The following is a 14,007-nucleotide window of genomic DNA, read 5'->3' as shown; positions in this document are numbered from 1 at the left end:
GCCAGAACCTCCCCAGTTTGTCGGCGTGTCGGAGGTTCTGGATGTCGATCAAGATTGGGTCGCTTGACGGGATCGCGAAACTGTGCAACCGAGATGTGATCACCATCTACCCGAGAGGCGCATCCGAAGAGCATGACCCGAGCATGCCGCAGCCTGGTTGGCATCCGTCCGCCCGGACCGGTAGGAACCGCACGCCACACGGCAACCCTCCGGGTGCGGACCGGCTGACCGGCCCTACCGTGGAAACGGACCCACCGAGACGACATCAGACCCACCAGGAGACAGGAGGGGCTTGTGCCCGCCCGCATCATCGTGAACATCGCTCCAACGACTGCCGGGGCACTGCCGCCACCGCACACAGGCCCGGCGGTAAACGCCGCCGTCCTCGCCGCTATCCGCGACGGACTATCACCCCAGACCAGCACCTACCTTCACGACGGGCCACCACCCCGCCCATTCGCCATTACACCGCTGCTCGACGAACGCCAACGAACACCAGACAGAACATCACAGCATGTTCGCTTCGAGGTCGGCGTGTTACTCGACGAACTCACCGGACCGATACTCGCCGCGCTGGCTGCCCGCGACCAATGGCGCATAGGCGCCACCGACTACACAAAGCGGTCAGTGGATCTCATCGAAGCCACGCCGTACCCGGACCTGCTCGCCACCGCGGCCCCCGCGACATCCTGGAAATTCACACTCATCACCCCGGTCAGCTTCGCCACCGGACGCGAAGACGGCGCACGCCGCCAGCGCATCCTGCCCGACCCCGAACGCGTCTTCGGCACTCTCGCCGCCCGCTGGCGGACCTGGGCACCAGAGACCCCGCTCCCCCCGGACATCGACAACACGATCGACGACCACCTCGAACTCGTCGACATGCGCCTGAGCACTGCCGAACACATGATCAAACCCGGGGCGCCCTACCGGCGAGGCTGCGTCGGATCCGTCCGTTACACCCTCGCCGAACCCGCGGCTGTGCCACCGGAGACACGCAGCGCTGTCAACGCTCTCACCCGCTTCGCCCGCTATGCCGGCATCGGCGACCGCACCGCCTCCGGCATGGGCTACACCCTCACCGAGGCAGACGAGCGCCTCACCCGCGGGCGACACCACCCCAGCCCCGCAGCATAGACACAAGCACCTGACCGTGCGCGATGCACTGTAGCTTTCGATCGATACTCAGCCGCGCAGCAGGGTGATGGCGCGACCAGCAGGACTGGTCACGATAGTGATCATCGTGCGTTTGTCGATGGCCGGGGCGGCGGACGTAGCCGCCGCCGTTCACAACACGCTGCAGAAACGCCCTCAGCACCAAGCGGGGGCGGCCTCATCGTAAAGCTGGCCAGAGGCCTGGATATCACCGTTGGCCTTCCACCGGCATCGTGGCTGTGACGACCATCGGGGCCGACGGCCGAGGTGTATGACCCGCTGCACGCCAAGCCCTACCCGTCAAAGAGTGGTGACGAACTCCTCGATCGACAGGCCCGTGTCACGAATGATCCGACGCAGCGTCCCGACCGGGATGTCACGACCGGGATGAACAGGAACGACCGTGAAGCGCCCGTCAGCGTTCCTCAGCATCTGATGGCTTCCCTTGACACGGATCACCTCGAAGCCAAGCTTCTCAAGAACCTTGACCACTTCCCCGCCCGGCAGCATGGGAAGAGGTGGCTTCAGGCGACGTCCTGCACGATCGTCAGGACCGGCGGAACGCCGAGCTCCTCGATGACCAGGCTGACAGCCTCGTAGAGATCGGCCACGGCGTCCTCGGCAGTGTTACCGAGCCCGTGCGCGCCACCGCTGGGGAACGACGCATGGGCCGTCCAGACACCGTCCTCCCCCTGCAGCAGCTCGTAGGGGATCTGGACCAGCCGCTTCATAACGCTGACTCTACGCCGCCAGCCGCGGGGCTCGGCAGTCTCCAGCGGTCAGGGCAGCACCCGCAACGGCGGCCGCACCCTGGTCGGCGTGGGCTTCCATCGCACGGACCGAGGCCGTCATGGTCCCAGTCGCGATGTGTCCGACGGACTGACCGCCGAACGAGCCCGCTCGCTGGCGCAGGCGGCAGGGTCTGTGCGCGCCGAGGGCCGCACTGCCGGGGCCGACATCGAGATAATCAGGACGACACCCGGGCGCGGGCCGGGCGCCGTCTTACAGTGTCCGGTAATCGGGTAGAGGACTCACCGGGTGCCCCCGGTAAACCAGACGGGGCTTCTCCGGGACGCCCGGGAAATCCGCGTCAACCCGACAAATGACCAAATGACCAGGGGAGGTCCCGCAGTGGCCGAAGGTGACGTCGTAGCTGTTCTGACGCGCGACCACGATAAGGTCGAAGAACTGTTTCGGCATTACGACCAGACATCCTCGACGACGACAAAGAAGCAGCTGGCGGTAGATATCATTCTTGAGCTGCTCCGGCACTCGGCGGCCGAGGAAAAAATCGTCTACCCTACGGCCAGAAAAATCATCCCAAACGGCGACGAGGTGATCGAGAAGGAAATCGCCCAACAGGCCGCGGCCAAGAGAACCATGACGGCACTCCGTGCCACAAAGCCGACCGACCCCGATTTCGACCGGCTGGTGCACGAGCTGCTGGCGATGGTCGGTGAACACGTGTGGGAGCAGGAGGAGGTCTGGTTCCCGCAGCTGCGCCAACGGATGCCGGCCGACGGTCTTCGCGAGCTCGCCGAACAGGTCGAGGCGATGCATGCGGCGTCGCGGGTACAGCCGACCGCACCGCCGGCGCCCCAGCCGTCCCCCCAGCCTCCCGGCAGGCTTCTCCTCGGCGCGGGAATCACGATTGTCAACCGGGCACGTCACCTGCTGACCGCGCTGGCTCGAGTCCTCAACGCCGTCGCCGGATTCGTCCGCAGGCCCGCCGTAGGTACCTGCGCGGCCTGACCGGTGCTCCGCGGCTCCGGCCGCAGGGACGCGGGTCAGGAGACGGGAAAAACCGCGGAGAGCTTCCCTTCCGGGTCGAGCACGGCCAGGAGCGCCTGGCTGATGGCGCCGAGCTGCTCGATCCGGGTCGGGTCGAGCCCGTCGAAAACAAGCCGCCGCACCGTTTCGACATGTCCCGGGGCGGTCGCGGTGAGGACGTCGTAACCTGCGTCCGTGAGTACGGCAACCTGGCCACGCCGGTCGGTCGGGCACCTCTCCCGGCGGACCCAGCCCCGCTCCTCATGACGCGCCACCACGTGGGACAAACGACTTTGGGACGAGTTGGTCGCACGGGCGAGTTCGCTCATCCGCATGGAGCGACCGGATGCCTCGGAAAGAATCACCAGCACCGCGTAGGCGGCGTGGGTCATGCCGGCATCGCTTTGGAGCTGTCGGTCAAGAGCATCCGCGAGGAGCTCTGTCGCCGCGAGGAAAGCCCGCCATGTTCGTTGCTCGTCGCTGTCAAGCCACCGCGTTCCGGCCATGGTCACAGCCTAGGGCTCCGGAAGGACCTCCGGGTGCGTGAAAAACCATACGCACACCGCTCAAAAAGTTGCTTGCGCGAACACCGATACGCTGATGAGGTCAAAGCAGCCGCTGGCCCGCCCGCGGCCACCCGGCCACCGACACGACAGCCCGCACGACCCTTCCAGGAGGAAACGATGACGTCTCCCACGAACACATCTGACGATCTCACCGGCACCTGGACGATCGACCCGGTGCACAGCCGCCTGGGCTTCGCCGTCCGCCACGCCCTGGTCACCACAGTCCGCGGAGGCTTCGACAGCTTCGAAGGGACGCTGAACCTCAACGGCGCTGAGCCCCTGGCGTCCAGCGCCACCGTGACCATCTCCACCACCAGCATCAACACGGGCAACGCCGACCGGGACGGGCACCTGCGCAGCGGTGACTTCCTCGACGTCGAGCAGTACCCGTCGATCACCTTCGTCAGCAACACCGCGAAGAGCGGCGGCAGCGACGACAGCTTCATCCTCAGCGGTGACATCACCATCCACGGCGTGACCAAGCCGATCGACATCGAGATCGAGTTCGGGGGCTCGGCCAAGGACCCGTTCGGCAACACCCGGGCTGGCTTCGAAGGAAGCACAACGATCAACCGCAAGGACTTCGGGATCACCTTCAACGCTCCGCTTGAGACCGGTGGTCTCCTCCTCAGCGACAAGGTGAAGATCGAGCTGGACATTTCGGCAATCAAGTCCGCCTGACCGTAGCCGGGCTCAGCCGGGGTGGGCCAGCCCACCCCGGCCGTTCACAGATCGAGGACGAGCTTCGGGGTGCGGCTGCGGGAGACGCAGACCATCATGAGGCCAGACGCTGCTCGCTCCTCCTCGGTGAGGATGGAATCCCGGTGATCCGGCTCGCCTTCGACGACACCGGTCTCGCAGGTGCCGCAGACACCCTCCCGGCAGGACGACAACACATCCACCCCGGCCGCTTCCAACGCCTCGAGCACCGACAGCGACGTGGGGACCCGCACCGTCCGGCCGCTCTGGGCAAGAACGACGTCGAACTCGCTCAGAGCAACCGCGACATCGCCAGTACCCGCGGTACCGGCCGTCCCGGCACCGGCGATGTCGTCCGCTCCCACCGGGCGCGGTTGAAAACGCTCGACGTGCAGACTGCCGGCCGGCCATGCCGAGCATCGCGACTCCACCGCCGCCAGCAGCCCCTCGGGGCCACAGCAGTAGACCGCGACATCCGGGCGGGGAATGTCCAGCAGGCTGGCCAGGTCAAGCTGGCCATGAATGTCCTCGGGGTGGATCGTCACGCGGCTCCCGTACTGGGCCAACCGGTCGAGGAAAGCCATGGACGCATGCCGCCGCCCGCCGTAGACGAGCCGCCACGTGGCACCGGCGGCCTGCGCCGCGTGGACCATCGGCAGGATGGGGGTGATGCCGATCCCGCCCGCGAGGAACAGATACTCCGGCGCCGGGACAAGCTGGAAGTTGTTCCGTGGAGCGCTGGCCGTCACCTGGTCGCCGACGTCGAGAACCTGATGCACGTGCCGGGACCCGCCGCGCCCGTCGGGCTCGTGCAGTACGCCGATCTCCCAACGCTCGCCGTCGGCGGGATCACCACACAGTGAATACTGGCGGACCAGCTGGTCGGCCAGGATCAGGTCAATATGCGCGCCCGGCGTCCATGTCGGTAGCGCGACGCCGTCAGGACGGGTGAGCACCACCCGCACCACCGCCTCAGCGACGCGCTCCTTCGCCGCGACAACCAGCTCGAACCGGCCATCCCCCAACACACTCGCGGACATTGCCCACCGCCTTCCCGACGTCGTTCGCGCCTGCCATCCCGCGCGCTGGAGACCCCTGCCACCGGACGCACAGCCCGGCGGGCGGGCGCGGCTTCCCACAGCGCCCGCAGCGCCCGCGGCGTGCGCGCGGTGCCGCAGAGCAGACTTCCACTTCCGCGGCTGACATGCCCTGGCTCCATCCTCGCCGCCGTCGGACCACCTAGTGGTCTGCGTAACCCGCCCCCATAATGCCCGCCCTGTCCGTAGTCTGATCGTTACAGATCCCCTCACGCTGGCAGGATCATCGTGAGATATGGAGGCGACATGGCACGGGACAAGGGACAGCGAAAACGGGACCGGGAGAACCGCGGAACCGCGGGGCTGAAGGACTGCGGCACATGCGGCGGCACCGGAAATGTGATCGTGGAAAGGGCTGAACAAGACGAGGATGGGATCTTCAGCGGCGACCAGCACGAGACCTGCCGGAGCTGTCGCGGCACCGGGAGGATCGGCCGATGAGCAACGGCCTGGTTCCGCTGCTGGTCCTCCGCTGCCCAGAACACCAGCGGTCCCGACGGCGCGTCGAGGCCGGGCCGAAGGGATCCCGGCCCGGCCATCGCTGCACGCGGTGCCGGACGGTATGGGCCGACGGGCAGGGCCCCGATGCCGGGCAGGGCAAGCGGGGTACCGACCCGCCCGGACCGGTCGTCGGCTCCGCCTGATACACACGTCCCTCCCAAGCTGCCCCCTTCGGGGGCTGTCGGATGCCAGGTGGAGGCGTCGCGAGGCAGCCCAGGCCCCGGTGTAGCGGGTGCTCTACCTGGGCTGACGACAACGACGCGAGGCGCCACCTGGCGCCGGCAGCCCCTGGATGAACGCCCAGCGCCGACCGCTGAAGTGCCCTTGGCAGGAATCGGACCTGCGACCCATCGTTGAGGAGCTGCCGTCGACAGCCGGTGTGATGAGCGTGCCAATGGTTCCGGCGCGGTGAACGTCCCCATCATCACGATTCGAGACCGGCCCGCAGACCGAGTACGTTCGCGGCGGTCGTGCCGGAGATCGTGACCGCGGATGGGATAGCGGTCAGGCCGCTTCCCGACACGCTGTATGTCGGACTGGTCGTGGCTGCCGTCAGGCCGGCGTTTGCAGCCGCGACGGAGGCAGGGCCCCGGCCGAGCCGAGCATGTCCCGCCGGGCCAGCAGCCCACCAGTCGGCAATCTCGCCGGCCGCCGATGCGATGTACACCCCCAGGTCAGCCGCACCGCCATCATGCGCCCAGTAAAGGCCGGAGTGACGCTCTTGCCGAGGTGGAGCGGTCAGGCAGCGTCAGTGAGGACCTTGGCCTCGCGGAACTGGCCGTCATCCCACCCCAGCGTCCGATCGCCGATGTCGTGAATTGCGGCGCGCAGGGACGAACGGCTCCAGCGGATCGCTTCATGGATGGCCTCGTCGTCGAACCGGTCAACCTCGACGATCATGCTGACGTCCGCCCAGCCCTCGGCGAGGCTCGCGGCGATATCCGGCCCATCCAACGGTCCGCGGTACACGACACGCTGCGCGACCAGCACTCTCACTTCGACTACTCCCAGCGCGTCGCCCTCCTCAGCTGCCCGAGGAGGTTCCGTCGCAGGTCAGCGATGCGTTGTGCCCTTGGTAGGAATCGGACCTACGACCTATCGCTTAGGAGGCGATCGCTCTATCCACTGAGCTACAAGGGCGCGTCAGCACGAGCATAGTCGTGACACAGCCGCCCGTTCACGCGCCGACGCGGACGACAGGTGCCAGACGCGGTGACGCGGGCGTTTGTCAGCGCTCGCCGGGGTGGCGCCTCGCCCGTCCGGTCAGCCGAACCGATCAATCGAACTGGTCAGCCGAACTGCTCGGCGAGACCGACGAGCTCCTTGCACCGCGGGCATACCGGGAACCGCTGCGGATCCCGTACCGGTTCGAACTGGTAGCCGCACAGGGCAGTCACCCGGCCGCCTTCGATGGATGCCCGGACGATCTCCTCATGACGGGCGTAGTGGGCGAAGTCATTACCCTCATCCGTATCGCTGTGGGTGGTCTCCGGTGCGATCTGGGTCGAGCTCATGCACCCAAGTGTAGGACGTCGCGCCGTGGTCTCCGACCCCCGATCGAGCCTGGCCGGCCGCCGATCGGGGCAGACCACACCTCGACGCGCGGGCGTACCCTGGACCCTGGACGAAGGAGCCCGGTGACTGGACTAATCGACAGTACCGAGATGTACCTCCGCACCCTCTACGAGCTGAGGGAGGAGGGCATCCCGCCGCTGCGCGCGCGCTTGGTAGAAAGATTGCACGTCAGCGCCCCCGCGGCCAGCGAATCGACCTCGCGGCTGGCAGGCGAGGGGCTGGTCGCCCTCGCCGACGACCGCACCGTGCAGTTCACCGAGAAGGGTCTCGCCCGCGCGACCGCGGTCATGCGCAAGCACCGCCTCGCGGAGCTTCTCCTCACCCGGGTGATCGGTCTGGACTGGCCCCTGGTGCACAACGAGGCGTGCCGATGGGAACACGTGATCTCCGACGAGGTGGAGATGCGGCTCACCGACATCCTTGGCGACCCGAAGAGATGCCCGTTTGGCAACGTCATCCCAACTGGCTCGTTCGACCGCCCGGCCGGGCCGCGGCCACCGGCACCGCTGAGCCTGCTGGCCGCCGCGGACTTCGCGGGCTTCCGGGCGACCCCGGTGACGGTCAGCTGGATCTCCGAACGGCTCCAGACAGACGAACGCACCATGCGCCAGCTGCGCGATGGTGGGGTGATGCCAGGTGCCACGGTCATCGTCCGCGGGCAGGGTGACGTCGTCGAAGTCGTGTCCTCGGCGCAGGACCCAGCGTGTGACGAGCCGGCCACCATCGAGCTCTCGCGGCGGGGCGCGGGGCTCGTCTATGTGGAGCGGACCCCCCACGAACGGGACGTCATCATGGCGTGAACCCCGCCAGGCGCCCCCGGTCTCACCCACCCGGCCGGACCGCCCCGGCGAGCCTCGCCCACCAGACGTCCTCGATGCGGACGACAGTGCCCGTGCGCGGTGCGTCAATCATTTTCCCGGCGCCGATGTAGATCCCGACGTGATGCAGATCAGCGCCGAAGAAGACCAGGTCGCCCGGCATGAGCTCGCCGGTGGAAACCTGACGTCCCTCGTTCCACTGCGCACCGGTGTAGTGGGACAGCGCGACGCCCGCCCGCGACCACACCCACTGGGTGAGCCCCGAGCAGTCGAAGGCGTCCGGGCCGGCCGCCCCCCACATGTACGGTTTGCCGAGCTGCGCGCGGGCCGCGGCGACCGCAACCGCGGCACCGCCGGCACCCGCTGTGGGCGGTGGCGGTGGCGGTGGCGGTGGCGAGACCGGGGTGTTGGTGAAGCCGCGGCCGGCGTTTTCGGTCGCTCCACTGACCGTGCGTAGCCGCTCCTGTTCGGCGGCAGCCTGCTGAGCACGGGCCGCGGCGGCTTGCGCGGCTGCCTGCTCACGGGTACGAAGAGCCGCGGCCTCACTTTCCCGTGCCTGCCGAACAAGATCGTCATGCTGAGCGATCAGTTCGTCGAGCAGCGCCCGCTGTGCCGCGACCGATGTCTCGATGCTCCGCTTCTGTTCCTCGAGGGAGGCAACCTCACGATGCCGCTCGTCGAGCGCCAGCCTGGCTGCGGCCTGCGCATCAGCAAGATCATGACGGGCCGACCGCAGCTGGATTTCGGCCTCCCGGCCGCGGCGGGCAAGCGCGTTTATCGCGCCCGCCCGGTCCAGCGCTGTCGCGGGGTCACCGGACAACAGCACCCTCAGCTGTTCGAAGTCACCGGCCTGATAGGCGATGAAACTGACGGCACGGCGTTTTTCCTGAGCCGCCCGCACAGCGTCGTCAGCGAGCCCGACATTGTCCGTTGCCCTCGCCGCGGCCTGTTCAGCCGCGGCGAGGCGCAACCGTCCCGCATTGAATGCCTCCGTGACAATCTCGGTCGAATCAGCCAATTCGGTCAGGCGCCGCTGAACGCCCACAATGTCGTCCTCGACCTTGGCGATACCGTCGGCTCTGGCCGGGACGGCGACGGCCGGTACCAACATGACCCCACCGGCGGCGGCAGCGAGTAGTCCCCTGGCGACAGGCATGCGCACGAACACCCGCCGCCGGCGCCTGGGGGCAGCGGACAGCCATCCACGCAACCGGACAAAATGGTATGAAAAACAACGAATATGATTATTACCATCTGCATCTGAATGACTACACACAGGAAGGAACGGTAACTCCTGACGGCAGTAGCATCACGCAAACGCGCCGATCGACACGGAGAGCAACGCAAGACACCATGCGCAGCCATCTGATCAAACCACAGGCCACCCAATTCGTCGATTTCACACGTCAGAAACAGAAAAGCTACCAATTAGCAACAGATCCTATCGACCCTTCGGCCGAAGGATCCGGGACGGCGGACATGGCCGCGAACCGGGGCTCGCGTGGTCCGCGCAGGCGTGCGGAGCGATCGACAGGAGAGACATGAACCCAGATCAGCTTAAAGAGCTCCAGAACGGGATAGCCAGCGCGGCGGGTGTCGGCAGCACCGCCTGGATTCTGGCCGCCTCGGCCCTTGTGCTCCTGATGACGCCCGGCCTGGCGTTCTTCTACGGCGGAATGGTGCGCTCGAAGAATGTCCTGGGCATGCTCATGCAGAATTTCTTCTGCATAGGGGTTGTCAGCGTCCTCTGGGTACTGATTGGTTACAGTATCGCGTTCGGTGGCAGCAACCAGATATTTGGCGGGTTCCATTTCGCGTTGCTCAACCACATGAGCGAGGCCGTGCCCGGCTACGCGGAGGTGACCTTCCCCGCACCCTACGAATCGAACTCGCTCGCCCAGGTAATCCCACCGATCGTCTTCGTGGCCTTCCAGCTCATGTTCGCAATCATCACGCCAGCACTGATTACCGGCGCCACGGCCGACCGCTGGAAGTTCGGCGCCTTTGCCGTCTTCGTCACAATTTGGTCACTTGTCGTGTATTCACCGATTGCGCACTGGGTGTTCTCGCCCGAGGGGTGGCTGTTCAAGAAGGGCGCCGAGGACTTCGCCGGCGGCACGGTCGTCCACGCGAACGCCGGCGCCGCGGCCATCGCCGTGGCCCTCGTCCTCGGCCGGCGCAAGGGCTGGCCGGGCACCAGCTTCCGACCGCACAACCTTCCCTTCGTGCTGCTGGGCACCGGGCTGCTCTGGTTCGGCTGGTTCGGGTTCAACGCCGGGTCCGAACTCGCCGCCGACACCCGCTCCGGGTTCGCCTTCGTCAACACCAATACCGCGACTGCCGCCGCCATGCTCGGCTGGCTGTTCGTGGAGAAGATCCGTGATGGCAAGGCCACCACGCTCGGTGCCGCCTCCGGTGCTGTCGCCGGTCTGGTCGCCATCACCCCCGCTTGCGGCTTCGTCTCACCGGCCGGTTCGATCGCCATCGGTCTCATCGCCGGTGCTGTCTGCGCCCTGGCTACAGCGATCAAGGGCAAGGTCGGCATCGACGACGCCCTCGACGTCGGCGCCGTCCACCTTGTCGGTGGTGTGCTCGGCGCCCTGCTGATCGGGTTCTTCGGAACGGGTGATGTCGCTCCCGGTTACAGCGTGGATGGCATCTTCTACGGCGGTGGCGCCAGCCTGCTCGGCAAGCAGGCACTCGCGGTCGTCTCAGTGGTGGCCTACTCGTTCGTCGCGACGTTCATCATCGCCTTCGCCATCGACAAGATCTACAAGATGAGGCTGTCGCCGGATGAGGAGCAGGAAGGCATGGACTTCGTGCTGCACGGCGAGACCGCATACGAGTTCACTTCGCTCGGCGGCGGCTCCGCCTCGCTCCTGTCCACGGCCACAACCACCGAGGAGGGCCAAGCGTGAAACTCGTGACCGCGGTCATCAAGCCGTTCAAACTGGAGGATGTGAAGGCCGCGCTGGAATCTCTCGGCGTGCACGGCCTGACCATCTCCGAGGTCCAGGGCTTCGGTCGGCAGAAGGGCCACACCGAGGTCTACCGGGGCGCCGAGTACAAGGTCGATTTCGTCCCCAAAATCAAAATTGAGATCATCGCGGACGACACCGCCGTTGAGGAACTGGTGACCACCATCGCCACCGCCGCGCAGACCGGCAAGATCGGCGATGGCAAGATCTGGGTGCTACCGGTCGAAACGGTCGTACGGGTTCGCACCGGCGAACGTGGATCAGACGCTCTGTAAAATCATGCTCCCACCGCGATGACCAACAGGATTGCCGCGCTGCTGGGCCGGTCCGGCGAGTTCGACGCAACCGTCGGGCCGGCCCTTCGCCGTGCGCTGGTGGACGTGGCCGACGGCGTGTTGCGCGACCTGTTCGGCAACCCGGGAGCAGGCGTCGCGCTGGTCGCGGTCGGCGGCTACGGGCGCGGCGAACCCGCTTTCGGCAGCGACCTCGATCTGTTGCTCGTCCACAACGGCCGGCGGGACGACATCGCCCAGCTGGCCGACGCCGTCTGGTACCCGCTCTGGGACGCCGGAGTCGGTCTCGACCACAGCGTCCGAACCGTCACGGAGGCCGTCGCTGTCGCGGACGGTGACCTGAAGGCGGCACTCGGTCTGTTGGACGCCCGCGTGGTCGCCGGGGACCACGCCCTGGCCGCCTCCCTGCTCGAGCGCGTCCGCGGCCGATGGCGGGCCCGTGCCCCCCGTCGGCTGCCCGAACTCGCGGACATGGTTGCCGATCGGGCCCGGCGTCACGGTGAGGTCGCCTTCCTGCTCGAACCGGATCTGAAGGAAGCTCGCGGCGGGCTGCGTGACGTCCACGCCCTGGCCGCGCTGGCCGCCGCATGGGTCGCGGAGAAACCGCCCGAACGGGTGCTCGCCGCCTACCGGGTGCTTCTCGACATCCGTGGTGAGGTGCGCAGACTCGCCCGTGGCGGCGAGCGGAACCGGCTGCTGCTCCAGGACACCGCGGCCGTCGCCGCCGCCCTGAGCTACCCCGACTCGTCGGCGCTCGCCCACGCCACCGCCGACGCCGGCCGCACGATCTCCTGGACGTGGGACGTCACCTGGTACCGGGTCTCGGCCGGCCTACGGCCGCCCTCGCGCTGGCTCCGCAGCCGCCCGGCCCGCCGTCCCCTCGATGAAGGGGTGGTCGAGCAGAACCGCGAGGCGCAGCTCGCCCGGGACGCGGACCCGGCCGGTGACCCGACACTGACGCTGCGGGTTGCCGCCGCGGCCGCCCGGGCCGGCGTTCCGATCGGGCGGTACGCGCTCGACCGGCTTGCTCGCGAGGCCACGCCCATGCCGACCCCATGGCCGGACGCGGCGCGCGACGCGCTGGTTGCCCTGTTGGCCACCGGCGCGCCCGCGGTCGCGGTCATGGAAGCTCTTGACCAGGTCGGCCTGCTCGTCCGGTTGCTGCCCGAATGGGAACGGGTACGCAGCAAACCGCAGCGCAACCCGTACCACCGCTTCACCGTCGATCGGCACCTGATCGAAACAGCGGCGGCCGCGGCCGCGTCGACCCGCGGCGTCGACCGGCCCGATCTGCTCCTGCTCGGCGCTCTGCTGCACGACATCGGCAAAGGCTGGCCCGGCGATCACACCGAAGCCGGCATCGCCGTGGTCGGTGTGATCGCTCCCCGCCTCGGGCTCCCGCCCGCGGACGCCGAGGTGCTGGTCACGATGGTGCGCCATCATCTGCTGCTCGCCGAAGCCGCGACCCGCCGGGACATCGACGACGTCACGACCATCGAGGCGGTGGCGCGGGCTGCCGGCAGCCCCCGGGTGCTCGGCCTGCTGCACGCCCTCACCGAAGCCGACTCGCTCGCCACCGGCCCGACAGCGTGGAGCCCGTGGAAGGCGCGGCTGGTCGGTGAACTGGTCAGCCGCACGATGGCGGTCTACCGGGGCGAGCAAGCGCCCTGCCCGCCCGCGCTCACCGAGCGCCAGCGCCTCCTTCTCGCGTTCGCGGACGAGTACGCGGTGGTGGTCAACCCGCTCCCGGACGACGGCATGTTCGAGATCGTCGTGGTGGCGCCCGACCGTCCCGGGCTGCTGGCCGCCACCACCGGGGTACTGGCTGTCAACCGTCTCGACGTGCGCCGCGCGTCCGCCCGCGCTTGTGCTGGCCGGGCCCTGCTGCAGGCGGCGGTCTCAGCATCGTCGGCGATGGCCGGGCCGGGGGCGGGCGGGGAGGCGCCCAGTCCCGCGATACTGCGCGGCGACCTGCTGCGATCCCTGGACGGTACGTTGGACCTGGACGCCAGGATCACGATGCGGGAACAGGCGTATGCGCGCCCGCGGGGCGGATACACGCCAGCACCACCAAGAGTGATCTTCGATGGCTCCGGGGCGGACACCGTTGTCGAGATCCGTGCCCCCGACCGCGCCGGAGTGCTGTTCCGGATGGTCCGCGCGCTGTCAGACGCCGGCCTCAGCGTCCGCACCGCAATCGTGGCCACGATCGGTCTCGACGTGGTGAACGCGTTCTACGTGCGGGATGCTGACGGCGAGGCGCTGGTCGTAGCGGAGCGCGGGAAGCAGGTGGCGGATGCCGTGCTGGCCGCGCTCCAGCCTCCCTCGGGGCCCGTGACGTGACGCCAGCGCGATCAAAGATCGCCATAGGTCATGTGACGCAGTTCACAATAGTGATAGGGGGTCAAAAAAATCGCATCGAGCGTGATGGCTATACTCAGAACGCACGTTGGAGGCTTCGCCTAGTCCGGTCTATGGCGCCGCACTGCTAATGCGGTTGGGGGTAACGCCCCCTCCCGGGTTCAAATCCCGGAGCCTCCGCCCCTGACCAGCGG

At 67.7% G+C, this 14,007-nt stretch carries 16 protein-coding genes and 2 tRNA genes; 10 read left to right on the top strand and 8 right to left on the bottom strand.

The window, feature by feature from the left end:
* Positions 1-294: 294 nt before the first annotated feature.
* Positions 295-1,137 carry a CRISPR-associated endoribonuclease Cas6 gene (gene cas6, locus MJ785_RS15920; protein WP_239372754.1) on the top strand — a complete coding sequence of 281 codons (843 nt, stop codon included), beginning with the start codon at positions 295-297 and terminating at the stop codon, positions 1,135-1,137.
* 318 nt (positions 1,138-1,455) lie between these two features.
* Here cas6 and MJ785_RS15915 read toward each other — a convergent pair whose 3' ends face one another.
* On the bottom strand, positions 1,456-1,665 hold the full coding sequence (locus MJ785_RS15915; protein WP_239381545.1) for a type II toxin-antitoxin system HicA family toxin: 210 nt from the start codon (positions 1,663-1,665) through the stop codon (positions 1,456-1,458).
* A 14-nt stretch (positions 1,666-1,679) separates the two neighbouring features.
* Positions 1,680-1,886 (bottom strand): hypothetical protein, encoded by a 207-nt coding sequence (locus MJ785_RS15910; protein ID WP_239309907.1) that lies wholly within the window; start codon positions 1,884-1,886, stop codon positions 1,680-1,682.
* Between the two features lie 400 nt (positions 1,887-2,286).
* Between MJ785_RS15910 and MJ785_RS15905 the strand changes: the two genes are divergently transcribed.
* Complete coding sequence (locus MJ785_RS15905) at positions 2,287-2,907, top strand: hemerythrin domain-containing protein (RefSeq protein ID WP_239381543.1); 621 nt, start codon at positions 2,287-2,289, stop codon at positions 2,905-2,907.
* A 35-nt stretch (positions 2,908-2,942) separates the two neighbouring features.
* Here MJ785_RS15905 and MJ785_RS15900 read toward each other — a convergent pair whose 3' ends face one another.
* Positions 2,943-3,431: a MarR family winged helix-turn-helix transcriptional regulator gene (locus MJ785_RS15900; protein WP_239309905.1), complete on the bottom strand. Its 489-nt coding sequence runs from the start codon at positions 3,429-3,431 to the stop codon at positions 2,943-2,945.
* A gap of 177 nt (positions 3,432-3,608) precedes the next feature.
* On the opposite strand from MJ785_RS15900, the gene MJ785_RS15895 reads away from it, so the two are divergent.
* The gene (locus MJ785_RS15895) at positions 3,609-4,172 is read left to right on the top strand and encodes a YceI family protein (RefSeq protein WP_239309904.1); all 564 of its coding nucleotides are present in this window, start codon (positions 3,609-3,611) and stop codon (positions 4,170-4,172) included.
* Positions 4,173-4,216: 44 nt separating this feature from the next.
* Here the strand turns inward: MJ785_RS15895 and MJ785_RS15890 are convergent, their stop codons facing one another.
* Complete coding sequence (locus MJ785_RS15890) at positions 4,217-5,230, bottom strand: PDR/VanB family oxidoreductase (protein ID WP_239372750.1); 1,014 nt, start codon at positions 5,228-5,230, stop codon at positions 4,217-4,219.
* A gap of 494 nt (positions 5,231-5,724) precedes the next feature.
* Here MJ785_RS15890 and MJ785_RS15885 point away from each other — a divergent pair, with 494 nt between their 5' ends.
* A complete protein-coding gene (locus tag MJ785_RS15885) occupies positions 5,725-5,931 on the top strand; it encodes a hypothetical protein (RefSeq protein WP_239381541.1) in 207 nt (68 codons plus the stop codon).
* A gap of 595 nt (positions 5,932-6,526) precedes the next feature.
* On the opposite strand, the gene MJ785_RS15880 is transcribed toward MJ785_RS15885, so the two are convergent.
* From MJ785_RS15880 to MJ785_RS15870, 3 genes are all read right to left on the bottom strand, one after another.
* A complete protein-coding gene (locus MJ785_RS15880) occupies positions 6,527-6,784 on the bottom strand; it encodes a hypothetical protein (protein ID WP_239344583.1) in 258 nt (85 codons plus the stop codon).
* A gap of 71 nt (positions 6,785-6,855) precedes the next feature.
* Positions 6,856-6,928: transfer RNA gene (locus MJ785_RS15875), tRNA-Arg, on the bottom strand.
* 149 nt (positions 6,929-7,077) lie between these two features.
* Positions 7,078-7,302 carry a DUF3039 domain-containing protein gene (locus MJ785_RS15870; protein WP_239309901.1) on the bottom strand — a complete coding sequence of 75 codons (225 nt, stop codon included), beginning with the start codon at positions 7,300-7,302 and terminating at the stop codon, positions 7,078-7,080.
* Positions 7,303-7,425: 123 nt separating this feature from the next.
* Between MJ785_RS15870 and MJ785_RS15865 the strand changes: the two genes are divergently transcribed.
* The gene (locus tag MJ785_RS15865) at positions 7,426-8,163 is read left to right on the top strand and encodes a metal-dependent transcriptional regulator (RefSeq protein ID WP_239309900.1); all 738 of its coding nucleotides are present in this window, start codon (positions 7,426-7,428) and stop codon (positions 8,161-8,163) included.
* Positions 8,164-8,185: 22 nt separating this feature from the next.
* Here the strand turns inward: MJ785_RS15865 and MJ785_RS15860 are convergent, their stop codons facing one another.
* On the bottom strand, positions 8,186-9,337 hold the full coding sequence (locus MJ785_RS15860; protein ID WP_239381539.1) for an NlpC/P60 family protein: 1,152 nt from the start codon (positions 9,335-9,337) through the stop codon (positions 8,186-8,188).
* A 68-nt stretch (positions 9,338-9,405) separates the two neighbouring features.
* Here MJ785_RS15860 and MJ785_RS15855 point away from each other — a divergent pair, with 68 nt between their 5' ends.
* The 5 genes from MJ785_RS15855 (at position 9,406) to MJ785_RS15835 (ending at position 13,993) form a co-directional block, all read left to right on the top strand.
* On the top strand, positions 9,406-9,726 hold the full coding sequence (locus MJ785_RS15855; protein ID WP_239309898.1) for a hypothetical protein: 321 nt from the start codon (positions 9,406-9,408) through the stop codon (positions 9,724-9,726).
* Positions 9,723-11,099 (top strand): ammonium transporter, encoded by a 1,377-nt coding sequence (locus tag MJ785_RS15850; protein ID WP_255720518.1) that lies wholly within the window; start codon positions 9,723-9,725, stop codon positions 11,097-11,099. Before MJ785_RS15855 ends, MJ785_RS15850 begins: the two co-directional genes overlap by 4 nt.
* A complete protein-coding gene (locus tag MJ785_RS15845) occupies positions 11,096-11,434 on the top strand; it encodes a P-II family nitrogen regulator (RefSeq protein ID WP_239309897.1) in 339 nt (112 codons plus the stop codon). The genes MJ785_RS15850 and MJ785_RS15845 overlap by 4 nt, the downstream gene beginning before the upstream one ends.
* A gap of 18 nt (positions 11,435-11,452) precedes the next feature.
* The gene (locus MJ785_RS15840) at positions 11,453-13,795 is read left to right on the top strand and encodes a [protein-PII] uridylyltransferase (RefSeq protein WP_239381537.1); all 2,343 of its coding nucleotides are present in this window, start codon (positions 11,453-11,455) and stop codon (positions 13,793-13,795) included.
* 108 nt (positions 13,796-13,903) lie between these two features.
* Positions 13,904-13,993, top strand: a tRNA-Ser gene (locus MJ785_RS15835).
* Positions 13,994-14,007 lie beyond the last annotated feature (14 nt).

It is taken from the genome of Protofrankia sp. CiT1, assembly GCF_917627335.1.
Lineage (GTDB): Bacteria > Actinomycetota > Actinomycetes > Frankiales > Frankiaceae > Protofrankia.
This window is presented reverse-complemented; position numbering and strand designations above follow the sequence as displayed.